This window comes from Saccharothrix sp. AJ9571 (assembly GCF_021725495.1).
In the GTDB taxonomy this organism is placed as follows: Bacteria; Actinomycetota; Actinomycetes; order Mycobacteriales; family Pseudonocardiaceae; genus Amycolatopsis; species Amycolatopsis magusensis.
Genome location: NZ_CP091382.1, coordinates 3,190,285 through 3,216,186, shown reverse-complemented (window position 1 = coordinate 3,216,186; position 25,902 = coordinate 3,190,285). Strand labels below are relative to the sequence as shown.

The window sequence follows — 25,902 nt, the reverse complement described above, 5'->3', positions numbered from 1 at the left end:
GGGCACAAAAGGGGAGCACCAGAGCCACCCACCCCTCCCCATCCCCGGTCCCAAGCCCAAAACACGGCGAAGGTCTCCATGTCAAGGCATCCTTCCCGCCTTGACATGGAGACCTTCGCCGTAGTCACACTAAAAACCGGGGTGGCACCCCCAGAAATCAAAGACCCAGCAAAGATACAGCTTCCTCCCGCATCTGCACCTTCCGCACCTTCCCCGTAACCGTCATCGGGAACTCCTCCACCACGTGCACATACTTCGGCACCTTGTAATGCGCCAACTTCCCCGCACAAAACTCCCTCAACTGCTCCACGCTAAAACCCGAAACCCCCTCCCGCAACCGAACCCAAGCCATCAACTCTTCCCCATATTTCGCATCCGGCACCCCGATGACCTGCGCGTCCAGAATATCCGGATGCGTGTACAGGAATTCTTCGATCTCCCGCGGATAAACGTTCTCCCCGCCCCGGATCACCATGTCCTTGATCCGGCCGGTAATACTCAGGTAACCCTCGTCGTCCATGATGGCCAGGTCGCCGGTGTGCATCCACCGCGCCGCGTCGATCACCTCGGCCGTCTTGTCCGGCTGGTCCCAGTAACCGAGCATCACCGAGTACCCGCGCGTGCACAGTTCGCCCGGCTCGCCGCGCGGCACAGTCAGCCCGGTCTCCGGGTCGACCACCTTCACCTCGAGGTGCGGCCCCACGCGACCGACCGTCGACACCCGCCGCTCCACCGAGTCGTCCGCGCGCGTCTGGGTCGACACCGGTGAGGTCTCGGTCATGCCATAACAAATGGACACCTCTGCCATGCCCATCCGCTCGATCACCTGCTTCATCACCTCGACCGGGCAGGGCGAACCAGCCATGATCCCGGTGCGCAGGCTGCTCAGATCATAGGAATCGAAGTCCGGTTCGGACAGTTCCGCGATGAACATCGTCGGCACCCCGTAGAGCGAGGTGCACCGCTCGGCCTGCACCGCGGCCAGCGCCGCCGCGGGCTCGAAGGCCTGCGACGGGATCACCATGCACGCGCCGTGCGTCGTCGCCGCGAGGTTGCCCATCACCATGCCGAAGCAGTGGTAGAACGGCACCGGGATGCAGATCCGGTCGGCCTCGGTGTACCCGCACAGCTCGCCGACGAAGAACCCGTTGTTCAGAATGTTGTGGTGCGACAGGGTCGCGCCCTTCGGGAACCCGGTCGTCCCCGAGGTGTACTGGATGTTGATCGGATCGTCCGCACCCAGCGTCGCCGCGATCTCCTCCAGCCGAGCCTCGTCAAGATCGTGGTCCGACAACGAATCCCACGCCTCGCTGCCCAGCAGCACCACCTGCTCCAGCGCCGCGCACTCCGGCCGGACCTCCTCGATCATGGCCGCGTAGTCCGAGGTCTTGAACGACTCGGCCGCCACCAGCAACCGCACCCCGGCCTGGTTGAGCACGAACTTCAGCTCGTGCGAGCGGTACGCCGGGTTGATGTTGACCAGGATCGCGCCGATCTTCGCCGTCGCGTACTGGAGCAGCGTCCACTCGGCCCGGTTCGGCGACCAGATCCCGACCCGGTCCCCCTTGACGATGCCGCGCGCGACCAGCCCGAGCGCGAGCGCGTCCACGTCCGCGGCCAGCTCGGTGTAGGTCCACCGGCGGCCGGTGAGCCGTTCGACCAGCGCGTCACGGTCGCCGAATCTCGCCACCGTGCGGGCCAGGTTGCCGCCGATCGTGTCACCGAGAAGGGACACGTCGGAGGTCCCGGAGGAGTAACTCGGAACAGCGGGCATGGTTCCTCCAGCAGGTCGGCGTTGACGCGCCTTCCATCGTAGATTCGACGGCATGCGCATGTACCTCGTGGACTCGTTCACCGATCGCGCCTTCGCCGGCAACCCGGCCGGCGTGGTGCTCCTGGACTCCCCCGCCGACGAAACCTGGATGCAGTCCGTGGCCGCGGAGCTGAAGCACTCCGAGACGGCCTTCGTGGTCACGACAGCCGAGGGCGCGAAGCCGCTGCGCTGGTTCACGCCGGTCGCCGAGGTCGCCCTGTGCGGGCACGCCACGCTCGCCACCGCGCACGTGCTCGGCGGTGATCAGGTCTTCAGCACCAAGAGCGGCGACCTGCGCTGCACCGCGGCGGACGGCTGGGTGCGGATGGACTTCCCGGCCGACCCGTCCGAGCCGGTGGACGTCTCACCGGGGGACGCGCTGCCGGGGGTGATCGTCGAGCACGTCGCCAAGGGCCGGTTCGACCTGCTGGTGGTCGCCGAAAACGCCGCTCAGGTCCGGGAACTGGTGCCGGACCTCGCGGCGATCAGGGCGATGGACGTGCGCGGGCTGACCGTCACCGCGCCCGGTGACCGGGACGGGATCGACTTCGTCAGCCGGTTCTTCGCCCCGGCGAAGGGGGTCGACGAGGACCCGGTGACCGGCTCGGCGCACTGCACGCTGGCGCCGTACTGGGCCCAGCGCCTCGGCCGCGAGAAGCTGGTGGGCGAGCAGGCGTCGCCGCGTGGCGGCATCGTCCGGGTGGTGCAGGACGGGGATCGCGTCACGCTCGCGGGCCAGGCGGTGACGGTGTTCTCCGGCGACCTCCACGCTTGACCCGGAGTTCACGGGACAATAGGGGCATGAGGACGATCCTGAATGTCATCTGGCTGGTGCTCTGCGGCTTCTGGATGGCGGTGGGTTACGCGATCGCGGGGATCATCTGCCACATCCTGATCATCACCATCCCGTTCGGCCGGGCGGCGTTCCGGATGGCGAACTACGCGCTGTGGCCGTTCGGCCGGACCCTGGTCGACCGGCGCGGCGCCGGAGCGGCCTCGGTCGTCGGCAACATCATCTGGATCGTCGTGGCCGGGTGGTGGCTGGCGATCGGGCACCTGCTCACCGGGCTGGCGCTGTGCGTCACGATCATCGGCATCCCGCTGGGCGTGGCGAACTTCAAGCTCGTGCCGGTGTCACTGGTGCCGCTGGGCAAGGACATCGTGCCGGCACCGTGAGTGCCGCCAAACGCTATGAATGGGGCATTACTAGCATTCAACGCAAGTAATGCCCCACTCATAGCATTGGCACGAGGGGCGGGTCAGAACGCGGCGACCGGGGTTTCGTCGTAGTAGCCCCGGAAGTCCGCGGCCGCGCGCGAACCGGCGAAGTTGGCCTCGACCTCGGCCTTCTCCTTGGCGTTCGGGTTCGGGTTGGTGCACGAGACCGGCGCGCTCGAACCGGACATCAGGTCCTGGCACAGCCCGGTCCGCCGGTCCGGCAGGCCGAAGATGTGGCCGATCTCGTGCGCGGCGATCCGGGTCACGTCATAACCCTGGTTCACCGCCTGGCGGCCGAACCAGATCTTGCCCCGGCCGAGCGAGGTCGTCTGCGCCCGCGGCCACCCGTTGTCGGCCACGATGACCAGGGCGGCGGGCGACCCCTTCACCAGCCGCACGTTGCGCACGCTGTTGTTCCACACCGCGGCGCCGGCGTCCACGGCGGCCTTGAACTCCGCTGCCCCGCTCGAGTCGTAGTACACCGTGCGCACGGCCACTTCGGCCGCCGACGCGGGCAGGCTCGTGGCCACCTGCGAGAGCACGAGCGGGAACAGCAGCGCGAGCGCCGCCAGTACGGATCTGAAGGCCTTCGGAGTCGACACTTTGGAAACTCCTCACTGGGGTACGGGTTCTTCCGCTCCTCGAAGCGAACCGCCCACGCCCCAAACCCTCAAGGGTGAGGTTTTCACAGTTTTGCCGGTGATCTGGTGGACCGGCTGCTCACCGAGGTCCGCCGGGCCGCCAGATCAGCTGGGTTCCCGACCAAAGTCGGCTAGAACGGACGATCGCCGGCGATGGCGACGCGTTCGGCGACCCTGGGGTGCGGGAAGTAGTCGTTCACCGCGTAGTGCTGGGTGGCGCGGTTGTCCCAGAACGCCACCGAGTTCGGCCGCCACCGGAAGCGCACCTGGAACTCCGGCACGTGCGCCTGCTGGAACAGCAACCGCAGCAGCCGGTCGCTCTCCTCGCGCTCCAGTCCGACGATGTGCGTGGTGAACGCCTGGTTCACGAACAGCATCCGGCGCCCCGACTCGGGGTGCGTGCGCACCACCGGGTGCTCCACCGGCGGGAAATGCGCCTGCTGCGAAGCCAGGAAGTCCACGTCGGAGAAGCGCTCGAAGCCGGGGATGAAGTCGTGCACCGCGGTCAGCCCGTCGATCCGCGCGCGGACGTCCTCGGGCAGGTTGTCGTAGGCGGCGGCCATGTCGGCCCACATCGTGTCGCCGCCGAACGGCGGCACCTCGATCAGCCGCAGCACCGAGCCGAGCGCGGGCTCCGGCCGGAACGTCACGTCGGTGTGCCAGATGTTCTCGAACCCGGGCATGGCCGCGCCGCGGGCGAACCGGGTCACCTGCTCGCTGTCGCCGGTCGGGATGAACGGGTTCGTCTCGAGTGGACCCCAGTTGCGCGCGAACGCCCGCTGCTGGGCGGAAGTGATGTCCTGGTCGCGGAAGAACAGCACCTTCCACTCCAGCAGCGCGCGGTTCAGCTCCGCGCGCAGTTCGGCGGTCAGCGGCTCACCGAGGTCGACGCCGTCGATCTCGGCACCGATCACCGGGCCGAGCGGCATGAGCGAAAACAGTGGGTAGGGCCGGGATTCGCCGTGGTTCAGCACCCGCGGGCCTTCCAGGATGCCATCGGCGGGAACGTGGGCCGGGCGCAGGGCAGCACGAATCGGCAGGTCTACGGACAACGCATTTCCTCACTGTGCAAAGGGATCGGTGCTAGCGCGGGAAGAACGCGCTACTTCGGCGGGGAGCCGTAGCGACCACGACGCACGAGCAGCGCGCCGACGCCGCAACCGACCAGGCGGTGAGGAGACCGCCTCGTCCGCGGGACAACACAACGGTGACCCAGGGTTTCGGACATGGGAGGACTATGGACCTGCGTCCGGACGATGGTCAAGATCTCCCATACGCTGGGAGTTCTACTCCTCTGGATCCCAAGGCAGGGGAACGATGAGGCACGGCCCGCCGACGAACAGGCCGCCGTCGACGCCGAGCACCTTGCCGCCCGCGTAGAGGTACGGCGCTTCGATCTGCATCGGGTGGATGCCGAGCTGGTCGGCGATCACGCTGTGCCCGTGCACGATCCGCTCGCCGCCGAGCCGCTCGAGGAGCAACTGCGCGATCTCCGGCCCGTTCGGCCCGCGGAAGGCGTAGCGCGTGGTCATCCGGCGCCACACCTCCCACCACTCGGAGATGTCGTCGCCGGCGAGCACCTCGCCCACGTTCTCGTTGATCTCCGCCACGTCGGCGCCCCATTCGAGGTACTCGAGCGTGTCGGAGTGCATCAGCAGGTAGTTCTCGGCGTGGGCCAGCAGCGGGCGCTGGATCAGCCACTCGATGTGGCGCTCGGTCAGCTTCTCCTGGTCGGACTGCTGCCCGCCGTTGATCTCCCAGCTGCGGCCGAAGCTGCGCGGGCCGAAGTCGGACGGCACCTCGGTGTCGCCGAAGCGGTGCCTGCCCAGCAGCAGGATCTCGTGGTTGCCGAGCAGGCTCTCCACCTCGCCACCGGCTTCGGCGGCCTGCTCCTGCAGGCGCATCACCAGGTCGATGACACCGACGCCGTCGGGCCCGCGGTCGACGAAGTCGCCGAGGAACCAGACGCGGTTCTCGCCGCCGGCCCAGTCACCGCTGTCGTCGACGAGTTCCTTCGCGAGCAGCGCCTCGGCCAGCCCGTCCCGATGCCCGTGCACGTCACCCACCACATAGGTCGGCGGTCCCGCCGCACCGGCATCGTTCATCCCACGAAGATAAGGCCTGCTCACTCGAGAGGTTCGTCACCCCTGCGCGAAGGGATCCTTCGTCCGCCCGATCAGGTCGGCCACCGAGTCGAGCACGCGGGTGGGCCGGTACGGGTACAGCTCGGCGCTCTCCCTGGTGGAGATCCCGGTGAGCACCAGGATGGTCTCCAGCCCGGCCTCGATCCCGGCGTGCACGTCGGTGTCCATCCGGTCGCCGATCATCAGCGTGTGCTCCGAATGCGCGCCGATCGCCCGCAGCGCCGAGCGCATCATCAGCGGGTTCGGCTTGCCGACGAAGTACGGCTGGCGGCCGGTGGCCTTCTCGATCAGCGCGGCGACCGAGCCGGTGGCCGGCATCGAGCCCTCCAGGCTGGGGCCGGTGGCGTCCGGGTTGGTGGCGATGAACTTCGCCCCCGCCTCGATCATCCGGATGGCCCTGGTGATCGCGGTGAAGCTGTAGGTGCGGGTCTCGCCGAGCACCACGTAGTCGGGGTCGCGGTCGGTCAGCACGTAACCGGCCTCGTGCAGCGCGGTGGTCAGCCCGGCCTCGCCGATGACGAAGGCGGAACCGTTCGGGCGCTGGCGGTGCAGGAACTCGGCGGTGGCCAGCGCGGAGGTCCAGATCGACTCCTCCGGCACGTCCAGGCCGGTCCGGGCGAGCCGCGCCCGCAGGTCGCGCGGGGTGTAGATGGAGTTGTTGGTCAGCACCAGGAAGCCGATGCCGTTGGCCTTCAGCTCGGTGAGGAACTCGTCGGCGCCGGGCACCAGGTGCTCCTCGCGGACCAGCACCCCGTCCATGTCGCTGAGATAGCTCCAGCGCGGTTCGTCGCTCATGGCCGCCACCTTATTAGCCGGTGGGGGTCTCGACGATCACCTGCGTGGCCTTCACCACGGCGACCGCCAATGAGCCCGGTTTCAGCCCCATTTCGGTGACGGCCTCGCTGCTCATCAGCGACACCACCCGGTGCGGCCCGCACTGGATCTCCACCTGGGCCATCACCTTGTCCTGGACCACCTCGGTGACCAGTCCGACGAACCGGTTGCGCGCGGACCGGCCGACCCGCGACGGGTCCGGCGGCTCGTCGGCCTGCGCCTTGGCGAACGCGGCGAGCTCGGCGCCGTCGACCACCTTGCGCCCGCTGCTGTCGTCGAGGGCGGTCAACTGGCCGGCGCGGACCCAGCGGCGCACGGTGTCGTCGCTGACGCCGAGCAGGCGTGCGACCTCGGCCAACCGAAACTGCGGCATGTTCGCCACGCTAGCTCCGCAACTGCGGATGCGCCATCATCCTCGTTTCCCGCTCGACCACTGCTCAGCCGGATCCGCACTACGCTGGGCAGGGTGACGGCGGTGAATCTAGGCATTCCCCGGGTGACCGGGAAGCGGCAGGACCCCGCCGAGCCCCGGCCCGACCATCCCGGCCTGCTCGACACCTTCGGCCGGGTGGCGACCGACCTGCGGGTGTCCCTGACCGACAAGTGCAACCTGCGCTGCACCTACTGCATGCCCGCCGAGGGCCTGGACTGGCTGCCCGGCGACCAGGTGCTCAGCGACGACGAGCTGCTGCGGCTGCTGCGGATCGCGGTCGAACTGCTCGGGGTGACCGACATCCGGCTCACCGGCGGTGAACCGATGCTGCGCCAGGGGCTCGAGCGGATCATCGCGGAGGTGTCGGCGTTGCGGCCGAAACCCCGGCTGTCGATGACCACGAACGGCATCGGCCTGGCGAAACGCGCCGAGGGCCTGGTGGCCGCCGGGCTGGACCGGATCAACGTCTCGCTGGACACCATCGACCGCGACACCTTCGCCCGCTTGACCCGCCGCGACCGGCTGCGCCACGTGCTGGAGGGCCTGGCCGCCGCGCGCGACGCCGGGTTGTCGCCGGTGAAGGTCAACGCGGTGCTGATGCGCGGGGTCAACGACCACGAGGCCGTGCCGCTGCTGCGGTTCTGCCTGGACAACGGCTACCACCTGCGGTTCATCGAGCAGATGCCGCTGGACGCCCAGCACGGCTGGGACCGCGGCGGCATGATCACCGCCGAGGACATCCTCGGCCTGCTCGGCACCGAGTTCGCCCTGACCCCGAGCGAGGTACCGCGCGGCGGCGCGCCCGCCGAACGCTGGCTGGTCGACGGCGGTCCCGGTGACGTCGGCGTGATCGCCTCGGTGACCCGGCCGTTCTGCTCGGCCTGCGAGCGCACCCGGCTGACCGCGGACGGCTCCATCCGCTCCTGCCTGTTCAGCAACGAGGAGACCGACCTGCGTGTCCTCTTGCGCACGGGCGCGCGCGATGAGGAGATAGCGGACGCCTGGCGGGCCACCATGTGGGGCAAGCTGGCCGGGCACGAGATCAACGAGGCCGGGTTCGCGCAGCCGATCCGGCCGATGAGCGCGATCGGCGGTTGATGCGGGTGACCACGGTCCAGGTGCGGTTCTTCGCCTCCGCTCGGGCCGCGACCGGGATGGACAGCGAGGTGCTCACGCTGCCCTCCGGCTCGTCGGTGGCCGAGGCGGTCGAGCAGTTGCGGCAGCGCCACCCCGAGCGGCTGCCGAAGGTGCTCGACGTGGCCAGCTTCCTGCTGGACGGCGTCGCGGTGCGCGACACCTCCCACCGCCTGCCGGACGGCGCCGAACTCGACGTCCTGCCGCCTTTCGCCGGCGGTTAACCCCGGTGTCACCCCCCGGACGCCACGCTCACCGAGGCTGACGCGCATGCGCCGCCTCCTCGTGCTCCTGCTGACCGCGTTCGCCGTGGCCGGGCTCGCCACACCCGCGTCAGCCGCCGCTTGGGTCCGGCCGCTCGCGCAGGCGCACGCGCACAACGACTACGAGCACGCACGGCCGCTGCACGACGCGCTGGACCAGGGGTTCACCAGCGTCGAGGCGGACATCTACCTGGTCGGCGGGCAGTTGCTGGTGGCGCACGACCCGGAGGACGTGACCCCGGAGCGCACGCTGGAGGCGCTGTACCTGGAGCCGCTGCGTGAGCGGGTGCTGCGCAACTTCGGGCACGTCTACCCACGGCGGACGCCGTTCCAGCTGCTGGTGGACCTCAAGAGCGGCGCGGAGGACACCTACGCGGCGCTCTCGCGGGTTCTGACGTCCCCGCGCTACTCCTTCCTCTTCACCGCCTACCGGGACAGCTGGGTGCGTGAGAAGGCCGTCGAGGTCGTGCTGTCCGGCAACCGGCCGCGTGCGGTCCTCGCGGCGGAGAAGCACCGCCTGGCCTTCTACGACGGCCGTATCGCCGCTACGGACGATTTGGGGCCCGGTTCCGACGCCCGCCTGACGCCGTTGGTCTCGGAGAACTGGACCAAGCTGTTCACCTGGACCGGCGTGGGCGAGTTCCCCGCCGGCGAGCGCGCCCGCCTGCGGGACGTGGTGTCCGTCGCGCACGCTGCCGGGCAACGGGTACGGTTCTGGGCCACACCCGATGCCCCCGGTCCGGCACGGGAAGCCGTGTGGACCGAGCTCGTGGCCGCGGGCGTGGACCACGTCAACACCGACGACCTGACCGGCCTGGCGGCATTCCTGCGCGATTCCGGCCGGTAAACCACACAGTTCGGTTATCTCCACCAACGGCCTAGACGGGCGTTTTCACGTGACCCAGACCTCACGATCAGTGAATGATCTCGGGAAGGAAACGGCCCGATAACGGCCAGTTGAGCTGCGAAAACCAGCGAATCGTCGAAGGTTGCGCGTCGTTACAGTGACGTAGCTCACACCCCGATTAATTTCCGATCACGGCGAAGGTTACGTACCGTCGCATTTCGGTTGGCCCCGAACCGACCAGAGCAACACCGGGATTCCGAAGCGCCGAACCCTGTCCGGCGGAATCCCGGCCCATACCCCGAGCGAAAGAAAACTTTCCGGACAGGGACGACGAGAACACCCCGAGTTCAGCAGGCGCGGGAAGTGAGTAGTAATCCCATGGCTTACCGAGGCAAGCACCGCAAGATGTCCGCCGCCACCAAGCACATCGCCCGCGTCGCGATCGCCGGCATGGCTGTCGGCGCCCCGCTCGCCATCGCCGCGACCCCCGCGCAGGCCGAAGGCGGCACCAACTGGGACGCCATCGCCCAGTGCGAGAGCGGCGGCAACTGGTCCATCAACACCGGCAACGGGTACTACGGCGGGCTCCAGTTCTCGCCGAGCACCTGGAAGGCCTACGGCGGCAAGGGCAGCGCCCACAACGCCTCCCGCGAGGAGCAGATCGCCGTGGCCGAGCGCGTCAAGGCTGGTCAGGGCATCAACGCCTGGCCGACCTGTGGCAAGAAGGGCGGCTCGTCGGCCAGCTACAAGGGCACCAACACCGGTGGCTCGGCCAAGAAGAGCGCCCCCGCGAAGAAGGCCGCGCCGAAGTCCGCTCCGAAGTCCGCTCCGGCCCCGGCCTCGGCCGCGCCGAAGTCGGCCCCGGTGACCACCGGCGTCGCGAAGTCCAACCCGATCGGCGACTACACCGTGGTCGCGGGCGACACCCTGTCGAAGATCGCGCAGGCGCACGGTGTCGACGGTGGCTTCTCGAAGTTGCAGGAGCTGAACAAGGAGTTCATCCCGAACGCGGACTTCATCGTGGTCGGCCAGAAGATCGCCACCAAGTAAGTTCCGTGTGTGCGATCACGGCCCGATAACGCCGTGACGAGCAAAAAGGCCCCACCGCCGATCCCCTGGGCGGTGGGGCCTTTTCGCGCTCTCTATCACCACTCACCGCAACCCCCCAATAACCCCCCGAACCCATTCCCCCACGTTCAGCCACCCGAAATCCACGTTCGCGCACCCGAGTCCCACACTCAGGCACCCGAACTCCACATTCGGGCCCGCGAGCCCATCTCCGGGCAGGCAAGGTCGATACTCGCGCGGGCGAGTCCCACGTTCGGACACCCGAACTTCCACACTCAGGCAGCCGAGATCCACGTTCGCGCAGCCGAGTCCCACGCTCAGGCAGCCGAGTCCCACACTCGGGCAGCCGAGTCCTGCGCTCAGGCAGCCGAACTCCACTCAGGCAGGCCAGTTCCACACTCGAGGCCTGGGAGTCTCGGCGAACGCGAGGGTCAGGCGCCGCCCGAGTGTGGAGTTCGGCCTCCTGAACGTGGAGTTCGGCTGCCGGAGCGCAACACTCAGCCCGCGTGAGTGCTGGACTCGAGCGCTCGAACGTGACACTCAGGTACCAGAGTGTGGAGTTCAGGCTCGCGAGTGTGGGGTTCGGGCGCCTGAACGCAGGACTCGGGCGCTGGAGTGTGGAACTCGGCTGCCTGAACGTGGGACTCGCGTGTCTGGGTTAGGGGGAGTTGACCCATTCGTCGGTGCCGTCGGTGAAGGTTTGGTGTTTCCAGACCGGGAGGCGCGCCTTGACTTCGTCGACGAGGTCGGAGCAGGCGAGGAAGGCTTCCCGCCGGTGGTCGGCGGCGACGGCGCAGGCTAGGGCGACGTCCCCGATGGCCAGCGTGCCGATCCGGTGGCTCACGGCCACCGCCCGCACCCCGTCGAAGCGGGCGGCCAGTTCCGAGACCACCCGCGCCAGCACATCGCCGGCACTCGGGTGGCCTTCGTACACCAGGCCCGTCACGCCCTTCCCGCCGTCGTGGTCCCGGACCACCCCCGAGAACGTCACCACGGCCCCAGCCGCGTCGTCCCCGACCAGGGCGGCGTGTTCCGACGCCGAGATCGGCGCATCCGTCACCGCCGCCAGCGCGATCCGCGCCCCGGCGGTCGCCGGACCCGCCACATGATCACCCCCGTGCAACTGCTCCACAGCGTGGTCCAGCACGCCCTCCAGCACGCCGAGTCCGTCCTTCACCCCACCCCGCGACCCCGGCAGGTTCACCACCAGCGTCCGCCCCGCGACCCCCGCGAGACCCCGTGAGAGCACCGCTGTCGGCACCTCGGGCAGCCCGGCCGCCCGCACCGCGTCGGCCACGCCCGGCAGCTGGTAGTCCAGCAGCGGCGCGGTCGCCTCCGGGGTGCGGTCGGTCGGCGAGATGCCGGTCCCGCCCGTGGTGATCACCACGTGCACGTCCTCGGCCAGGCACGCCCGCAGCGCGCAGGCCACCGGCTCGCCGTCCTCGACCACGATCGGGTCCGGCACCTCGTAGTCACGCTGGGTCAACCAGTCCGCGATCACCGGGCCGGTCCGATCCGGGTACACCCCGGTGGCCGCCCGGTTCGACGCCACGATCACCCTCGCCGCACGCTTCACCGGCCACCTCCCGCCGAACCAGGACGCTCCCAGAGGCCGGTCTTCCCGCCCTCCTTGCGGTCGAGCCGCACCTCGTCCAGCGACGCGGCCGGGTCCACCGCCTTGATCATGTCGTGCACGGTCAGCCCCGCCACCGCCACCGCGGTGAGCGCCTCCATCTCCACGCCGGTGCGGTCCTTGGTCCGCACGGTGGCCAGGATCCGGACCTCCGCCTCGCCGAGGGTGAACTCGACCTCCACCCCGGACAGCGCCAGCTGGTGGCACAGCGGGATGAGGTCGGGCGTGCGCTTGGCGCCCATGATCCCGGCGATCCGGGCGGTCGCCAGCGCGTCACCCTTGGGCAGGCCGTTCGACGACAGCAGCCCGACCACCTCCGCGGTGGTGCGGACCACGCCGCTCGCCCGCGCGATCCGGACCGTCGGGTCCTTGCCGGAGACGTCGACCATGCGAGCCGCGCCCGCCGGGTCGACGTGCGTAAGTTCGCTCACCCGCCGGAGACTACCCGCGCGGCGTTCTTCACCGCTTCGGCGACCGCGGGCGCCACCGCCGAGTCGAACACGCTGGGCACGATGAACGAGGCGTTGAGCCGCTCGCCGTCCACCACGTCGGCGATCGCGTCGGCCGCGGCCAGCAGCATCTCGTCGTCGATGTGCCGGGCGTGCGCGTCGAGCAGGCCGCGGAAGACGCCGGGGAAGGCGAGCACGTTGTTGATCTGGTTCGGGTAGTCGCTGCGGCCGGTGGCGACCACCGCGGCGTGCCGCTGCGCCTCCAGCGGGTCGATCTCCGGGTCCGGGTTGGCCAGCGCGAACACCACCGCGTCGTCCTTCATGGTGGCGACCTGCTCGGCACCGAACAGGTTCGGCGCCGAGACCCCGATGAACACGTCCGCGCCGACCAGCGCGTCGTGCAGGGTGCCGGACATCTCCTCCTTGTTCGTGGCCGCGGCGATCTGGGTCAGGTTCTCGTCGAGGTTGCCGCGCGCCGAATGCACGATGCCGTCGATGTCGGCGGCCACGATGTCGCCCGGGTTCTTGCGCAGCAGCAGGCGGATGATCGCCGAGCCCGCCGCGCCGACCCCGCTGACCACGATCTTGCAGTCCTCGATGCGCTTGCCGACCACCCGCAGCGCGTTGCGCAGCGCGGCGACCACCACGATCGCGGTGCCGTGCTGGTCGTCGTGGAAGACCGGGATGTCGAGCAGTTCGCGCAGCCGCGCCTCGATCTCGAAGCAGCGCGGCGCGGCGATGTCCTCCAGGTTGATGCCCGCGTAGACCGGGGCCAGCGCCTTGACGATGCTGATGATCTCCTCGGTGTCCTGGGTGTCCAGGCAGACCGGCCAGGCGTCCACGTCGGCGAACTTCTTGAACAACGCCGCCTTGCCCTCCATCACCGGCAGCGCCGCGGCCGGGCCGATGTTGCCAAGGCCCAGCACGGCGGAGCCGTCGGTGACCACGGCGACGGTGTTGCGCTTGATGGTCAGCCGCCGCGCGTCCTCGGGGTTGGCCGCGATCGCCTGGCAGACGCGGGCCACGCCCGGGGTGTAGGCGCGGGAGAGGTCGTCACGGTTGCGGAGCGCGACCTTGGGCGTGACCTCGATCTTGCCGCCGAGGTGGATCAGGAAGGTGCGGTCGGAGAACTTGCGCACCCGGACGCCGGGCATCGCGTCGAGCGCCTCGGTGATGTCCTGGGCGTGGTTGGCCGACAGCACGTTCGCGCTGATGTCCACCACGATCGAGGTGGGGTGTGACTCGACCACGTCGAACGCGGTGAGCACGCCGCCGACGCGGCCGACCGCGCTGGTCAGGTCCCCCGCCGCGCTCGCCGAAGACGGCGCCTCGACTCGGACGGTGATCGAATATCCGGGACCGGGAACCGGCATGGGAGAACCCCCGCGATCTGTGCTGGAACAGTGGTGCACAAACCCTAGTCCGGTGATCGCCGACACTGGCGATCTGCCGGTTTACCGGCCGGTAACCGCTACTTGTTGATCTCGGTCTCCGGGTGCACGTAGGGCACCGAGTCCAGCGGGAAGGTGACGTCGCCGAACGGGGACAGCGCGCCCTGGCGGTCCGCGGCCAGCTCCGACACCGGGTGTTCCCCGTCGGCCACGTGCGGCCAGGTGGGGTCGATGCCGCTCTCTTTACCGGTCTTGGCCTTCGCCACGTCGTCCTCCATGGTTCGAACTCGCGGGTCCAGTGTGCCAGGTGGCCCCGGCGCGGGTCCGAACAGGCGATATTCTGTGACGGATGCCCGGAACCTCATTGGCGGACTGGCTGCGCTCCAGACCGGACGGAACGCTCGCCGCGCTGTTGCAGACCCGGCGCGACCTGGCGACCCCGCCGCCGTCCAACAGCACGGTGCTGGCCACCCGCGCGGGCACGCCCGGCTCGATCGCCCGTGCCTGCGAGGACCTGGACACCTTCACCCTGGCCGTGCTCGACGCGCTGCTGCTGGCCGGCGCCGACACCGCCGCGGTCACCCGCGCCGAAGTGGACGGTCTGCTCGGGCTGCCGTCGAAGTCCGGATTGGACCGCCTGCGCGACCGCGCGCTCGCCTGGGGTGAGGACGACGCGATCCGCGTGCCGCCGACGGCCAGGGAGGCGCTCGGCCCGTTCCCCGCCGGGCTCGGCACGCCGTCCAGGGCACTGGCCGGTGTGGACCTCGCGGCCGCGGTCGACGAGGTGACCGAGGCCGAACGCGCGCTGCTGCAGAAGCTCGCCGCCGGGCCGCCGATCGGCAACACCCGCGACGCCGGCGCGCTGGTGCCGCTCGACGAGGCGACCACCCCGGTGCAGAAGCTGCTCGCCCGCGGGCTGCTGCTGCGCCGCGGCGACACCACCGTCGAACTCCCCCGCGAACTCGGCGTCCTGCTGCGTGGCGGGCACGCGTTCAGCGCCGCGCAGCTGACCGAGCCGGAGCTGCCGACCCACCCGCACCAGAAGTCCACAGTGGACGAAGCGGCGGCCGGGGAGGCGATGGAGTTCATCCGGCACACCGAACGGCTGATCGCGCTGTGGTCGGAACAGCCGCCGCCGGCGCTCAAGTCGGGCGGGCTCGGCGTGCGCGAACTGCGGAAGCTGGGCAAGGAACTCGACGCCGACGACCAGCGCGCGACGCTGGTCGCGGAGGTCGCCGTCGGCGCCGGGCTGGCCGGTGACGACCAGAGCGGCACCCCGGAATGGGTGCCGACCGTGCTCGCCGACAGCTGGCTCGCCTCCGAACCGGCGGCCCGCTGGGCGATGCTGGCGCAGGCGTGGCTGGACCTGCCGCGCTCCCCCGGTCTCGCCGGGCAGCGCGACGCGAAGGACAAGCCGCTGGCCCCGCTGTCGGAGGACCTGCGCCGCCCGCTCGCGCCCGCCGGCCGCCGCCGCGTGCTGGCCACGCTCGCCGACCTGCCCGCGGGCACCGGCGTGAAGAGCGTCGAGGAGCTGGTCGCCGCGCTGGCCTGGCGGGCACCGCGGCGGGGTGGGCGGTTCCGGGACGAGAACGTGCGCTGGACGATGTCCGAGGCGACCGCCCTCGGCCTGGTCGCGCTCGGCGCGCTCACCACGGCCGCCGGCGCGCTGCTCGAGGACGATCGTCCTCATGCGACACTCGCGATGGCCGACGCGCTCCCGGATCCGGTGAGCCACGTGCTGGTGCAGGCGGATCTCACGGTGGTCGCCCCCGGTCCGCTCGAAGCCGATCTGGCCGCGGAGATCACCGCGGTGGCCGACATCGAATCCGCCGGGCACGCCACCGTCTACCGCGTCACCGAGACCTCGGTCCGGCGCGCGCTGGACACCGGCCGGACCGCGGCGGAACTGCACGCGTTGTTCCGCGAGCGCTCGGCGACGCCGGTGCCGCAGTCGCTGACGTACATGATCGACGACGTGGCGCGGCGGCACGGCCGCCTGCGTGGCGGGGTGGCCGCCTCGTTCCTGCGCTGCGACGACGAGGTGCTGCTCGCCGAGGTGCTCGGCAACCCGGCGGCCGAGCAACTGGACCTGCGCAAGATCGCGCCGACCGTGCTGATCAGCACCTACCCGCTGGCCGAGGTGCTCGACGGCCTGCGCGCGGCGGGGTTCGCCCCGGCCGCCGAAGGCCCGGACGGGCGCGTGGTCGACCTCAACCGCGACCGGGGACGCCGGATCCCGGCCAGGGGGCGGAACGCGCGGCGCGTGCTCGCCGAGCCGACGGGACCGGGCGGCGACCAGATCGCGTCGATCGTGACGAACCTGCGGGCGGGCGACCGCGCGGCGGGCACCCGGCGCGGCACGGCCGTGCACGCACCCGGTGGCGGCGGTGCCGACACGTCGATGACGCTCGCGCTGCTCGCCCAGGCCACGCGTGAACGGCGTCAGGTGTGGATCGGCTTCGTCGACGCCCACGGCACGGCGGCACAGCGGGTGGTCACCCCGGTCCGGGTCGGTGGCGGCATGCTGGAGAGCACGGACAACGAGCGGTACCCCTTGCACCGCATCACTTCGGCCGCCCTCGTCGAAGACTGACGACGGGTCACGAACGTAGAACTCGCCTGCACGAGTGTGGGTTTCAGCTTCCTGAACGTGGAACTCGGCTGCACGAGTGTGGGGTTCGCCGCGCGAATGCTATGAGTGGGGCATTACTTGCATTGAACGCTAGTAATGCCCCACTCATAGCATTGGTCAGAGTTCTCGTAGGCCTTGGAGGACGCGTTCCATGAACTCCCGTGCGGAGGGGTCGCCCTGGATGAGGCTCGACTGGTGGATCAGTACCAGGCCCGCGTCCGCCAGGTCGCCGACGAAGACCTTCACCACGCCCAGTGGCAGGCGCAGGTAGGCGGCGATCTCCGCGATCGAATGCGTGTCGTAGCAGAGCTCGCAGATCAGCCGGTACTCCGTCGGCAGCGCGGCGTTCTGCGCGCGCCCCAGGTCCGTGGTGGAGATCAGTGCTTCCAGCGCCAGGTCGTGCGCGGAGTGCGTACGGCCACCGGTCCGGGCGTACGGGCGGACCAGCGAGCGCGAAGCGCGGCCCGCGGGCCAGACCGGGGCGGGTGGCCGGGCGGCCGGGCGGACCGGGGCCATGGCACGCATCGGCGCGGGTTCCGGGTCGGGTTCGTGCGAAGGCCACGAGGGGGCCTCGGGTTCGGGCGGCGGCGGTGAAGGCGGCGGTGAAACCGGGAGGGAGAACCGGCCCGTGGTGTATTTGGCGATGTCGAACCGGCTCGGCGAGTCCAGCGCCTCGCGTTCGCTGCCGGCGTGCAGCGCGTCCCAGTCGGCGCTCACCGGCTGCGGATCCAGCCCGAAGTTCCCAGGGGTGCCCATGTTCAGCCGCGTACCCCGCCTTGCAGTTGCGCACGCAGCTCCGGTGTCAGCTGCTGGCCGACCCGGTCCACCAGCAGGGTCATCTCGTAGGCCACGGTGCCGATGTCACTGGTCGGCGCGGCCAGCACGGCCAGGCTCGAACCGTCCGAAATGGACATCAGGAACAGGTAGCCCCGCTCCATCTCCACCACCGTCTGGTTCACCACTCCCGCCTCGAAACACCTGGCCGCGCCCTGGGTCAGGCTGACCAGCCCGGACGACACCGCCGACAACTGCTCCGCCCGCGCCACCGGCAACCCGTCCGAACTGGCCAGCAACAGTCCGTCCGCGGACAGCACCACGGCATGGGCAGCACCCGGCACCCTGCGCACGAAGTCGGTGACGAGCCAGCTGAACCCACCGGACGAGGTGGTAGCCATCACTGTCCCTCCCTTGCTCCGGCGACTACCCGGCGCGACGCTTCCCGCGACCAGCGTATTCGCGTCGGGGGCAGGGTTCGACCCCGCCCCGCGGTGAAAAGGAGGAACTTCAGCCCGCCCGCAACGCGGTGTCGTGCTGGATGGCGTGCTGGACCACCGAGATCAGCACCTGCTTGGCCGAGTCGCGCTCGCGCGCGTCACAGGCCATGATCGGCACCGACGGGGAGATGGTCAGCGCGTGCCGGACGTCCTCGATCTGGTGGTGCAGCAGGCGGTCGAAGCAGTTGATCGCGACCACGTACGGCAGTTTCCGGTTCTCGAAGAAGTCGATCGACGGGAACGCGTCGGACAGCCGCCGGGTGTCCACCAGCACCACCGCGCCGATCGCACCGAGGGCCAGGTCGTCCCACATGAACCAGAACCGGTGCTGGCCCGGCGTGCCGAACACGTACAGCACGATGTCCGAGTCCAGGGTGATCCGGCCGAAGTCCATGGCCACCGTGGTGGTCGTCTTGTTCGGCGTCGCCGACACGTCGTCGACGCCGGAACTGGCCTCGGTCATCGAGGCCTCGGTGGTCAGTGGGTCGATCTCGGAGACCGCACCCACCAGCGTGGTCTTTCCCGACCCGAACCCGCCCGCCACCACGATCTTCGCCGACGAGGTCGGACCCGCGGCCGCCGACGTGTTCGCGTCGGAGCTAAATTCTCCGAAGCCCACTGAGCACCCTTTCCATGAACTCGATACTCGGCCGGTCCCCGACGACCGTGTTCCCGCTGTGCACGAGAACCAGGCCGAGTCCGGCGACGTCACCAATCAGCACCCGCACCACACCGAGGGGCAGCCGCAGGTGCGCGGCGATCTCGGCGACCGACCGGGTGTCCAGGCACAGGTCGCAGATCGACCGGTGCTCGGGCACCCGGACCGAATCGATCAGCCTGCCCCGTTCACTGGTCGAGATCAAGGCCTCGATGGCCAGGTCGTAGGTGGGTTTGGTCCGCCCGCCGGTCCGGAAGTACGGCCGGACCAGTCCGGAGGTCTCCACCGGCTCTTCCGGTGGCGTGCTCGGGCGCGCGGACGGGATGAACTGCTCCGGTTCCGGCTCGTCGGGGCCGCCGAAGGCGGTGAACCCGCCTGCCGCGTCCCGCAGCGAACCGCCGCCGACGCCGTAGAGCTCCGAGACCGGCCCGCTGAGCAGGCGGTCGCGGAAGTCGTCGACGTTGAAATCGGCGGGCCCGCGCGTGGCGGGTGGTTCCCCCGGATCGAGCCAGGAGGCCGGATCGGGTGCCGCCGGCTCCGGCGGCAGGTCCTCCCCGCCTCTCCTGGACCGCCATTCGCGATCTATCCGATCGCGGAAGCTCTTCCAGTCCTCTCCTGCGACCTCGCCCCCACGGCTGTCCGAAATGTTCGAGTTGTCCGACTCATTCGGCCAACGCGCACTGGAGAAGTCGTCGTCGAAACGACGTTCGCCTCTCGAGCGCCCCGAGTCCACGGTTATCTCCTCTGTGTCCCGCGGCCCGCCCTAGCGGCGGACAGCGCCCTGCAGCTGAGCGCGCAGTTCCGGGGTCATCTGCTGGCCGACCCGTTCGACCAGCAGGGTCATCTCGTAGACGACCAGCCCGATGTCGCTGTCCGGTGCGCCCAGCACCGCCAGGCACGAGCCGTCCGAAACCGACATGAGGAACATGAACCCGTTGGCCATCTCGACGACCGTCTGCGCGACGGCTCCACCGTCGAAAACCTTCGCCGCCCCGCGCGCCAGGCTGGTCAGCCCGGACGCCACGGCCGCGAGCTGATCCGCCCGGTCCTTCGGCAGCCCTCGTGAGGCCGCCAGCAGCAAGCCGTCCGCCGAGACCACGACCGCATGCGCGGCACCGGGTACCCGGTGCACGAAATCGGTGATGAGCCAAGCGAAACTGCCCTGCTGACCGGTACCCGGCTGCGGCACCGCCTTACCAGGCTGCGGCTGCCCGCCCGGCTGCACTGACCCCGCCCGTGTCACTCTCACTCCTTCGCGCTTGGTTCAGTAGGTCGTTCCGCCGCGCCGCCCTCTGCGACGTCCGCGTACGTGTCCGGCTCCGTGTGGCCGGCCTCCGGATTGTCCTGGACGGCATGCCTGCCGCTCTGGTAACCCCGCTGGAAGCTGACCATCCGGCTGCGCGCGACCGAAGCGGATCGGGTCGTCAGAGCCGGAGCGGCTTCCGCCTGCGCGGAGGAATTATCGGTGAACGCACTCTGGTCCGTCGACTCCCCGGTCACCGATCCGGGGACCAGGTAGGCATTGGGCACCCGTTTGGGCAGGCCGGCCTCGGTGACCTCCTCGCTCTTGTCCTCCAGCAGCGACTGCGCGGCCTGCCACCCCTCGTCCGAGGCGCTCTGCCATCCACCATCGCTCACACCCGCTCCCTCTCGCCCCTCCGGCGCGGCCGCGGTCTCCTCTGGCGAGTCCACGGGCCAGCCGGGCTTTTCCGGTTCGGTCTCCTCGGCTTCACTGAACCACCGGGAGAGCACGGACTGGTAGATCGGCAACCGGCGAGTCGGGACGTCGTCCTCGAGCGCACTGCGCGCGCCCTCGGCCGAGTCGTCCGCCTCGGGACGGCCCATGGGCGGCACGAAGGTCGGTTCACGGGTGGGCAGGGCCAGCGGGAAGGGCTGTTCGGGACCGTGCCCGTTGGAGTCGGCGCGCTCGACCCGGCCGGCGCCGTTGGACGCCGGGCTGCTGGTCACCGTCGGGTGCGCGTTCTCGTCGAACTCGTCGACCGGGAAGCCGAGGTCGTCCACCGGCCGCTTCGGCAGCTGGGAGGCGGCCAGCGGAGCGACCTGCGGCGGCTCCGGTGCGTCGCTGAGGAACGGGCCCGCCGCGCTGGACGAGCCGTGCACCAGGTCGTCGAGGCTGATCGGCTGGTCGAGCGCGACCAGGCCGCCGGATCCGCCTCCGGTGTGCCCGGACGACGGCGCCGCGGGCACCGGGGTCTGCGGGCGGCTGATCTCGGCCGGTTGCTCGGGCGGCGCGGCCGGGGTCAGCGGGGTCAGCGTCATCGGCGAGGTCAGTGAGTCCGCACCCAGCGCGCTTTGCGGCTGCTGCCTGCCGAGCGGGGCCATGTTCGGCATCGAGGACTCGGACCGCGGGCGCTCGGTGACCGGCATGGTGGTCAGCAGCTGCGGCGGGACGACCACCCTGGCGATGATGCCGCCGTCGATGTCCTCGTTCTCGCGCAGCTGCACCTCGATGCCGTGGCGCTGGGCCAGCCGCGCGACCACGTACAGGCCCATCCGCCTGGTCACCGAGACGTCCAGGTCGGGCGGGTCGGCCAGGCGGCGGTTCGCCTCGGTGATCTGGTCGTCGGACATGCCGACGCCCTTGTCGGTGACCTGGATGGCCAGCGCACGGCGGCGGGTCATCACCGCGCGCACGGTCACCTTGGTCTCCGGCTCGGAGAAGTAGGCGGCGTTGTCCAGCAGCTCGGCCAGCACGTGCACGAGGTCGTGGATGGTCAGGCCCTGCACCGCGACGTCCGGGATGACGCCGACCTCGACGCGCGAGTACTGCTCGATCTCGGACACCGCGGCGCCGATCACGTCGGCGGCGGGCACCGGCCGCGGCACCGACTTGGCGAGCCCGGCGCCGGAGAGCACCAGCAGGCTTTCACCGTTGCGGCGCAGGCGGGTGGCGAGGTGGTCCAGCTCGAACAGGCTGGCGAGGTGGTCCGGGTCCTGCTCGTCGGCCTCGAGCCGGTCGATCACGCCGAGCTGGCGCTCCACCAGCCGCTGCGACCGCCGGGACAGGTTGACGAAGATGCCGTTGACGTTCTCCCGCAGCATCGCCTGCTCGGCGGCGAGGCGCACGGCCTGGGCGTTGACCACGTCGAAGGCACGGGCCACCTGGCCGATCTCCTCGGTGGTGTGCACCGGCACCGGGTCGATGGCGCGCTCGGCGGCGGCCTTCGGGTCCGACTCCGACATGATCTTCCGCACCGCTTCGGGCAGGTGCCGTTCGGCCACTTCGAGCGCGTTGGTCCGCAGGCTGCGCAGGGGCAGCAGCATCGAGCGGGCGACCACGAACATCAGCGTCAGCGCGATCAGCAGCCCGGCCAGGATGCCCGCCGAGACCAGGATCGTCGTGCGCTGCTCGGTGCCCGCCAGCCCGCTGGTGTAGGACCCGGCCTCGTCGAGCAGGCGGTTCTCCACCTGGCTGATCAGGTTCAGCGTGGCCGCCGAGGACTGCGCCACCGCGCCGGGGTCGATCGCCACGTTGATCTTCGCCTCGGCCCGCAGCAGCGCCAGCTGCTGGTACTGGAAGCGCCGGGAGACCAGCTCACCGGTGATCGTGTTCGAGTAGTCCTGGCGGGCCTGCGGGGTCGCCACGTTGCTGAAGGCGTCGATCTGGGAGACCAGGTTCGCCTCGGCGGTGTTGATGCTGGAGAGCTCCGCGGGCTCGAAGCTGCCGCGGATCGCCGCGTTGCGCAGGAAGGCGTTCTGCTGGGCCGAGTACTCCTTGGCGTGCGACAGCGCGGCCAGCGCGTCGTGCCGGTCCTGCAGGCCCTTGTCGGTGACGTCGGCGCCGAACTCGTCGGAGACGGCCAGCAGCGCGTCGATGACGCCGGCGTAGGACTCCAGCGCGGCCAGCGCGGCGAAGGAGGTGTCGTTCGCCGAGACCCGCAGCTGGCCGAGGCCGTCGAGGCGGGCGGTGGCCTGGCCGAACAACGCGGTGGTGACCGGGTCGTCGATGCCCTCGACCTCCGGCGCCTCCCGCAGCGTGGCGGAGGCGAGGTCGGTCCTGGCGATCTGGTCGTCCAGTTCACCGCGGCCGGCCGGGCGCCCGGAGACGATCCACGCCGACATGGTCTCGCGCTCGGACTGCAGTTCGTCGACCGTGCCGGCGACCTTCTGGCTCAGCTCGATGCGCTGCTCGGCGCGGTCGTAGACGCCGATGTCCTCGAAGCCGTTGTAGACCCGCAGGCCACCGAGGAAGAGGGCGGCGATGGTGGGTAGCAGGAACACCACGATGAGCTTGTTGCTCACGCGCCAGTTCTTCAGCCCACGGGTCCGCTGACCCCCAGGTGGCGGGGTGAAGGAGGCGCCGGCCCGTGACGTGGTTACTCCGTTCGGGCCGTCCTGAGTTGCCGCGTCATTACCTTCTGCGACACGAGGGTGCGCCGAGGACACCGCCTTGCGACCGTGCTCCCCGCTCGTGAGCTGGGGCACCGAGGAGTTCCTTCCCGTTTTCGTTGCATCCGTCCGGTGGCAACCAGGTTCCCACGCGCCGGGAGGTCGGGCAGCCCGATCCGTCCGGCTGGGTCGCCGGCACGCCGAGGCCACCCCGAGCCGGGCGCATGACATCGATCACCCGATTGGGGCTAGAGGGTATCGACAACAAGCGCGAAACGGAAGCAGGGCGACCTGCGTCACTCCCGCGAACGGGGCAACTGTCAAGCGACCGAAATTCACTTCCCGGCACCACGGTGATCTTCCCGCTGACCTGGTTATCCGGGGGTGAAATTTTGGCGACCGGGGCCTGTTCCCACGATGTGAGAGGCAGGCCCGGACCTGTGGAAACAGTGTTTTCCCCAGTTCCCGGCGGGTCGCGACGCGGATCACCCCTGCTTGACGCACCCCAGAGGACTGAACCATTCTTCGGCCCAAGCGCCGTGTGTTCGCTTCGCACCACTGGGTGAGCCCGGAACGTCACGTGCTACCCGAAGTAGCACTCCGGAGTGACACCGCTCGGACCGGCGCACGGTGGTTAGTCGAGGAAGGAACAAGTCGACCATGGCCAAGGCGTCTTCGACGCGCAGGAGGATCGCGCTCGTGTGCGCGGTAGTCACGCTGGGAGCGGCGGCGGGCGCCTGCTCCGGCGGCACCGACGCGGTCCCGGGCACGAACAGCGCCGCCCAGAGCATGCTCGACCGCGCGCCGGTCGCCACCGAGGCGGAGCTGGCGGCCAGCCCCACCGCGCTGGCAATCAAGCAGCGGGGCGAGCTGTTCATCGGTGCTTCGCTGGAGACCCCGCTGATGTCCCAGCAGAACCCGACCACCGGTGAGGCCGAGGGCTTCGACGCCACGCTCGGCAAGCTGCTCGCCAAGTACATCCTCGGCGAGCCCAAGCGCAAGATCATCACCACCACCCCGCAGATCCGGGAAGCGCTGATCCAGAACAGCACGGTGGACGCGGTCATCCAGAACTACTCGATCACCGCCAAGCGCGCGGAGAAGGTGTCCTTCGCCGGGCCGTACTTCATCTCCGGCCAGGCCGTGGCGACGCTCAAGGGCAAGCCGGACATCGCCGGGCCCGAGGACCTCAACGGCAAGAAGGTGCTGGTCGCCACCGGCAGCACCGGTGCCGGGGTGGTCAAGGAGCTGGCCCCGCAGGCGCAGCAGATCTCGTTCAACACCGACCCGGAGTGCGTGCAGGCGCTGGAACAGGGCCGCGGTGACGCCTGGGTGAAGGACCTCCCGGTGATCGCCGGGGAGACCAAGCTGAACGACAAGATCCAGCTGGCCACCGGCACCTTCGGCAACGACCCGTACGGCATCGGCATCAAGCACGGGGACGACTCGTTCAAGAAGTTCGTCAACGACTGGCTGAAGAAGATCCAGGACGCCGGGCTGTGGCAGCAGGCGTACGAGGAGTCCCTCGGCACGGTCATCCCGGGTGAGACCCCGGCGCCGCCCGCCATCGGCTCGGTCGCCGGCTCCTGATCCGCCGGCGGGCGGGGGCCGCGCGCTCCCGCCCGCCGCAGGCAGGCCCCACCAGGATGAACGTCTTCCTCGACCACCTCCCCGACTTCGGCCGCGGTGTGCTCACCACGATCGAACTCACCGTGCTGTCCTTCACCGGCGCCATGCTCGTCGCGCTGGTGGTGGTCTCGTGCCGGGTGTCGCCGGTCAAGCCGCTGCGTGCCTTCGCCATCGCGTACGTGGAGGTCTTCCAGAACATCCCGCTGCTGCTCTGGCTGATCCTGATCATCTTCGCGCTGCCCGAGATCGCCCTCAACTTCGACCTGTTCCTCTGCGCGGTGCTCGCGCTCTCCCTGTATTCGGCGGCCTACTACGCCGAAGCGCTGCGCTCGGGCATCAACTCCGTGCCGAAGGGCCAGGCCGAGGCCGCCAGGGCGCTCGGGCTCGGGTTCCTCCGCACGCAGACGAGCGTGGTGCTGCCGCAGGCGCTGCGCTCGGTGCTCCAGCCGCTGTGCAACATCACCATCGGGCTGCTGATGAACACCGCGCTCACCGCGGGCACCGGCCTGTTCGAGCTGACCGCCGCGGCCAACGCGGTCAACGTGATCACCTCCGATCCGCTGCCGGTCTACATCGGCGCCGGGGTGGTCTACGGCCTGCTCGCGCTGCTCATCTCGCTGGTCACCTCGCGGTTGGAGAAGAAGCTGGTGATCCACCGGTGAACGTGCTCTTCGACGAGCCGGGGCCCCAGGGCAGGCGCCGGATCCGGATCGCCACCGCGCTCGCGTTCCTGCTGGGCCTGGGCGCGCTGGCCTTCGCGCTGTACCAGTTCGGTGTGAACGGCCAGCTCGATCCGGCGAAGTGGCAGCCCTACGGCACCTGGCCGATGTGGAAGTACCTGCTCAACGGCCTCGGCGGCACGCTGCTCGCCGCCGGGCTGGTGCTGGTGCTGGCGATGCCGCTGGGCCTGCTGCTCGCGCTGGGCAGGTTGTCGCAGCACCGCTGGATCCGGCTGCCCGCGCGCACCTACATCGAGGTGTTCCGGGTGGTGCCCGCGCTGCTCATGGTGTTCATGATGCTGTTCGCGCTGCCGCGGTACGGGCTGGACCTGCCGACGCTGTGGAAGCTGGTGGTGCCGCTGACGCTGAACCGGTCGGCGCAGCTGGCCGGGGTGTTCCGCGCGGGCATCCTCTCGCTGGACGCCGGTCAGGGCGAGGCGGCGGCCGCGCTCGGGTTGCGGCCGCGGCAGGCGATGTGGCACGTCATCCTGCCGCAGGCGCTGCGGCACGTGCTGCCGTCGCTGATCAGCCAGACCGTCGGCACGGTGAAGGACACCTCGCTCGGGTACGTGCTGAGCTTCGCCGAGGTGATCACCATCGGCAAGCAGCTGGCCTCGTACAACCGGTACCTGGTCCAGACCTACCTGGTCGTCGCGCTGATCTACTTCGTCGTCAACTTCACCCTGTCGAGGCTCGGGCGGTGGCTGGAACGCCGGGAGCGCCGGGTCGGTCACGTGGCCGCGCCCGCCGACCCCGGGATCGTCTGAACCAC

Annotated in this window: 26 protein-coding genes; 10 read left to right on the top strand and 16 right to left on the bottom strand. The window is 70.0% G+C overall.

Annotation, left to right across the window (positions count from 1 at the left end; genetic code table 11):
- Positions 1–157: 157 nt before the first annotated feature.
- Positions 158–1,774 carry an AMP-binding protein gene (locus L3Q67_RS14470; protein WP_499189986.1) on the bottom strand — a complete coding sequence of 539 codons (1,617 nt, stop codon included), beginning with the start codon at positions 1,772–1,774 and terminating at the stop codon, positions 158–160.
- 52 nt (positions 1,775–1,826) lie between these two features.
- Between L3Q67_RS14470 and L3Q67_RS14465 the strand changes: the two genes are divergently transcribed.
- Positions 1,827–2,588, top strand: a complete 762-nt coding sequence (locus L3Q67_RS14465; protein WP_499189985.1) for a PhzF family phenazine biosynthesis protein — start codon at positions 1,827–1,829, stop codon at positions 2,586–2,588.
- Positions 2,589–2,614: 26 nt separating this feature from the next.
- Entirely contained in the window at positions 2,615–2,989 is a 375-nt protein-coding gene (locus L3Q67_RS14460) for a YccF domain-containing protein (protein WP_499189984.1), read from the top strand.
- Positions 2,990–3,072: 83 nt separating this feature from the next.
- On the opposite strand, the gene L3Q67_RS14455 is transcribed toward L3Q67_RS14460, so the two are convergent.
- The 5 genes from L3Q67_RS14455 to L3Q67_RS14435 form a co-directional block, all read right to left on the bottom strand.
- Positions 3,073–3,633 carry a snapalysin family zinc-dependent metalloprotease gene (locus L3Q67_RS14455; RefSeq protein WP_282770433.1) on the bottom strand — a complete coding sequence of 187 codons (561 nt, stop codon included), beginning with the start codon at positions 3,631–3,633 and terminating at the stop codon, positions 3,073–3,075.
- A 170-nt stretch (positions 3,634–3,803) separates the two neighbouring features.
- Positions 3,804–4,724, bottom strand: a complete 921-nt coding sequence (locus tag L3Q67_RS14450; protein WP_499189983.1) for a TauD/TfdA dioxygenase family protein — start codon at positions 4,722–4,724, stop codon at positions 3,804–3,806.
- 234 nt (positions 4,725–4,958) lie between these two features.
- Entirely contained in the window at positions 4,959–5,777 is an 819-nt protein-coding gene (locus tag L3Q67_RS14445) for a metallophosphoesterase family protein (RefSeq protein WP_499189982.1), read from the bottom strand.
- 36 nt (positions 5,778–5,813) lie between these two features.
- A complete protein-coding gene (locus L3Q67_RS14440; RefSeq protein ID WP_499189981.1) occupies positions 5,814–6,611 on the bottom strand; it encodes an HAD-IIA family hydrolase in 798 nt (265 codons plus the stop codon).
- A 13-nt stretch (positions 6,612–6,624) separates the two neighbouring features.
- On the bottom strand, positions 6,625–7,023 hold the full coding sequence (locus L3Q67_RS14435) for a TOBE domain-containing protein (RefSeq protein ID WP_423580462.1): 399 nt from the start codon (positions 7,021–7,023) through the stop codon (positions 6,625–6,627).
- Positions 7,024–7,116: 93 nt separating this feature from the next.
- Here L3Q67_RS14435 and moaA point away from each other — a divergent pair, with 93 nt between their 5' ends.
- The 4 genes from moaA (at position 7,117) to L3Q67_RS14415 (ending at position 10,377) form a co-directional block, all read left to right on the top strand.
- A complete protein-coding gene (gene moaA, locus L3Q67_RS14430; RefSeq protein WP_499189980.1) occupies positions 7,117–8,181 on the top strand; it encodes a GTP 3',8-cyclase MoaA in 1,065 nt (354 codons plus the stop codon).
- A complete protein-coding gene (locus tag L3Q67_RS14425) occupies positions 8,181–8,441 on the top strand; it encodes a MoaD/ThiS family protein (protein WP_499189979.1) in 261 nt (86 codons plus the stop codon). Before moaA ends, L3Q67_RS14425 begins: the two co-directional genes overlap by 1 nt.
- Positions 8,442–8,487: 46 nt before the next feature.
- Entirely contained in the window at positions 8,488–9,327 is an 840-nt protein-coding gene (locus L3Q67_RS14420) for a phosphatidylinositol-specific phospholipase C/glycerophosphodiester phosphodiesterase family protein (protein ID WP_499189978.1), read from the top strand.
- Positions 9,328–9,705: 378 nt separating this feature from the next.
- Positions 9,706–10,377 (top strand): LysM peptidoglycan-binding domain-containing protein, encoded by a 672-nt coding sequence (locus L3Q67_RS14415; protein WP_499189977.1) that lies wholly within the window; start codon positions 9,706–9,708, stop codon positions 10,375–10,377.
- Positions 10,378–11,053: 676 nt separating this feature from the next.
- Here the strand turns inward: L3Q67_RS14415 and L3Q67_RS14410 are convergent.
- The 4 genes from L3Q67_RS14410 to L3Q67_RS14395 form a co-directional block, all read right to left on the bottom strand.
- Positions 11,054–11,971: a molybdenum cofactor biosynthesis protein MoaE gene (locus tag L3Q67_RS14410; RefSeq protein WP_499189976.1), complete on the bottom strand. Its 918-nt coding sequence runs from the start codon at positions 11,969–11,971 to the stop codon at positions 11,054–11,056.
- Positions 11,968–12,459 (bottom strand): cyclic pyranopterin monophosphate synthase MoaC, encoded by a 492-nt coding sequence (gene moaC / locus L3Q67_RS14405; RefSeq protein ID WP_499189975.1) that lies wholly within the window; start codon positions 12,457–12,459, stop codon positions 11,968–11,970. The genes L3Q67_RS14410 and moaC overlap by 4 nt, the downstream gene beginning before the upstream one ends.
- Positions 12,456–13,850 carry an NAD-dependent malic enzyme gene (locus tag L3Q67_RS14400; protein ID WP_499189974.1) on the bottom strand — a complete coding sequence of 465 codons (1,395 nt, stop codon included), beginning with the start codon at positions 13,848–13,850 and terminating at the stop codon, positions 12,456–12,458. The genes moaC and L3Q67_RS14400 overlap by 4 nt, the downstream gene beginning before the upstream one ends.
- 98 nt (positions 13,851–13,948) lie before the next feature.
- The gene (locus L3Q67_RS14395) at positions 13,949–14,146 is read right to left on the bottom strand and encodes a hypothetical protein (protein WP_499189973.1); all 198 of its coding nucleotides are present in this window, start codon (positions 14,144–14,146) and stop codon (positions 13,949–13,951) included.
- Positions 14,147–14,217: 71 nt separating this feature from the next.
- Between L3Q67_RS14395 and L3Q67_RS14390 the strand changes: the two genes are divergently transcribed.
- Positions 14,218–16,461 carry a helicase-associated domain-containing protein gene (locus L3Q67_RS14390; protein WP_499189972.1) on the top strand — a complete coding sequence of 748 codons (2,244 nt, stop codon included), beginning with the start codon at positions 14,218–14,220 and terminating at the stop codon, positions 16,459–16,461.
- A gap of 156 nt (positions 16,462–16,617) precedes the next feature.
- Here the strand turns inward: L3Q67_RS14390 and L3Q67_RS14385 are convergent, their stop codons facing one another.
- The 6 genes from L3Q67_RS14385 to L3Q67_RS14360 all read right to left on the bottom strand — a co-directional run bounded on the left by L3Q67_RS14385 (position 16,618) and on the right by L3Q67_RS14360 (position 22,695).
- Positions 16,618–17,256 (bottom strand): helix-turn-helix domain-containing protein, encoded by a 639-nt coding sequence (locus tag L3Q67_RS14385; RefSeq protein WP_499189971.1) that lies wholly within the window; start codon positions 17,254–17,256, stop codon positions 16,618–16,620.
- 2 nt (positions 17,257–17,258) lie between these two features.
- Positions 17,259–17,675 (bottom strand): roadblock/LC7 domain-containing protein, encoded by a 417-nt coding sequence (locus L3Q67_RS14380; RefSeq protein ID WP_499189970.1) that lies wholly within the window; start codon positions 17,673–17,675, stop codon positions 17,259–17,261.
- Positions 17,676–17,784: 109 nt separating this feature from the next.
- The gene (locus tag L3Q67_RS14375; protein WP_209662833.1) at positions 17,785–18,393 is read right to left on the bottom strand and encodes a GTP-binding protein; all 609 of its coding nucleotides are present in this window, start codon (positions 18,391–18,393) and stop codon (positions 17,785–17,787) included.
- On the bottom strand, positions 18,374–19,165 hold the full coding sequence (locus L3Q67_RS14370) for a DUF742 domain-containing protein (protein WP_209662834.1): 792 nt from the start codon (positions 19,163–19,165) through the stop codon (positions 18,374–18,376). Before L3Q67_RS14370 ends, L3Q67_RS14375 begins: the two co-directional genes overlap by 20 nt.
- Before the next feature lie 30 nt (positions 19,166–19,195).
- Positions 19,196–19,675 (bottom strand): roadblock/LC7 domain-containing protein, encoded by a 480-nt coding sequence (locus L3Q67_RS14365; RefSeq protein ID WP_499189969.1) that lies wholly within the window; start codon positions 19,673–19,675, stop codon positions 19,196–19,198.
- Between the two features lie 2 nt (positions 19,676–19,677).
- A complete protein-coding gene (locus tag L3Q67_RS14360; protein ID WP_499189968.1) occupies positions 19,678–22,695 on the bottom strand; it encodes a sensor histidine kinase in 3,018 nt (1,005 codons plus the stop codon).
- A gap of 747 nt (positions 22,696–23,442) precedes the next feature.
- Here L3Q67_RS14360 and L3Q67_RS14355 point away from each other — a divergent pair.
- Genes L3Q67_RS14355 through L3Q67_RS14345 form a run of 3 tightly spaced genes read left to right on the top strand, consistent with a single transcriptional unit; the run spans position 23,443 to position 25,897 of the window.
- On the top strand, positions 23,443–24,372 hold the full coding sequence (locus tag L3Q67_RS14355; RefSeq protein ID WP_499189967.1) for a glutamate ABC transporter substrate-binding protein: 930 nt from the start codon (positions 23,443–23,445) through the stop codon (positions 24,370–24,372).
- A 56-nt stretch (positions 24,373–24,428) separates the two neighbouring features.
- Entirely contained in the window at positions 24,429–25,073 is a 645-nt protein-coding gene (locus L3Q67_RS14350; RefSeq protein WP_499189966.1) for an amino acid ABC transporter permease, read from the top strand.
- On the top strand, positions 25,070–25,897 hold the full coding sequence (locus L3Q67_RS14345; RefSeq protein ID WP_499189965.1) for an amino acid ABC transporter permease: 828 nt from the start codon (positions 25,070–25,072) through the stop codon (positions 25,895–25,897). Before L3Q67_RS14350 ends, L3Q67_RS14345 begins: the two co-directional genes overlap by 4 nt.
- Positions 25,898–25,902 lie beyond the last annotated feature (5 nt).

Excerpts from the sequence above, each read along its gene's own strand:
- L3Q67_RS14440 (WP_499189981.1), bottom strand. The coding sequence starts at position 6,611 with ATGAGCGACGAACCGCGCTGGAGCTATCTCAGCGACATGGACGGGGTG.
- L3Q67_RS14465 (WP_499189985.1), top strand. The coding sequence starts at position 1,827 with ATGCGCATGTACCTCGTGGACTCGTTCACCGATCGCGCCTTCGCCGGC.
- L3Q67_RS14400 (WP_499189974.1), bottom strand. The coding sequence starts at position 13,850 with ATGCCGGTTCCCGGTCCCGGATATTCGATCACCGTCCGAGTCGAGGCG.
- L3Q67_RS14425 (WP_499189979.1), top strand. The coding sequence starts at position 8,181 with ATGCGGGTGACCACGGTCCAGGTGCGGTTCTTCGCCTCCGCTCGGGCC.
- L3Q67_RS14355 (WP_499189967.1), top strand. The coding sequence starts at position 23,443 with ATGGCCAAGGCGTCTTCGACGCGCAGGAGGATCGCGCTCGTGTGCGCG.
- L3Q67_RS14460 (WP_499189984.1), top strand. The coding sequence starts at position 2,615 with ATGAGGACGATCCTGAATGTCATCTGGCTGGTGCTCTGCGGCTTCTGG.
- L3Q67_RS14350 (WP_499189966.1), top strand. The coding sequence starts at position 24,429 with ATGAACGTCTTCCTCGACCACCTCCCCGACTTCGGCCGCGGTGTGCTC.
- L3Q67_RS14415 (WP_499189977.1), top strand. The coding sequence starts at position 9,706 with ATGGCTTACCGAGGCAAGCACCGCAAGATGTCCGCCGCCACCAAGCAC.
- L3Q67_RS14390 (WP_499189972.1), top strand. The coding sequence starts at position 14,218 with ATGCCCGGAACCTCATTGGCGGACTGGCTGCGCTCCAGACCGGACGGA.
- L3Q67_RS14435 (WP_423580462.1), bottom strand. The coding sequence starts at position 7,023 with ATGCCGCAGTTTCGGTTGGCCGAGGTCGCACGCCTGCTCGGCGTCAGC.
- L3Q67_RS14420 (WP_499189978.1), top strand. The coding sequence starts at position 8,488 with ATGCGCCGCCTCCTCGTGCTCCTGCTGACCGCGTTCGCCGTGGCCGGG.
- L3Q67_RS14470 (WP_499189986.1), bottom strand. The coding sequence starts at position 1,774 with ATGCCCGCTGTTCCGAGTTACTCCTCCGGGACCTCCGACGTGTCCCTT.
- L3Q67_RS14395 (WP_499189973.1), bottom strand. The coding sequence starts at position 14,146 with ATGGAGGACGACGTGGCGAAGGCCAAGACCGGTAAAGAGAGCGGCATC.
- L3Q67_RS14385 (WP_499189971.1), bottom strand. The coding sequence starts at position 17,256 with ATGGGCACCCCTGGGAACTTCGGGCTGGATCCGCAGCCGGTGAGCGCC.
- L3Q67_RS14380 (WP_499189970.1), bottom strand. The coding sequence starts at position 17,675 with ATGGCTACCACCTCGTCCGGTGGGTTCAGCTGGCTCGTCACCGACTTC.
- L3Q67_RS14445 (WP_499189982.1), bottom strand. The coding sequence starts at position 5,777 with ATGAACGATGCCGGTGCGGCGGGACCGCCGACCTATGTGGTGGGTGAC.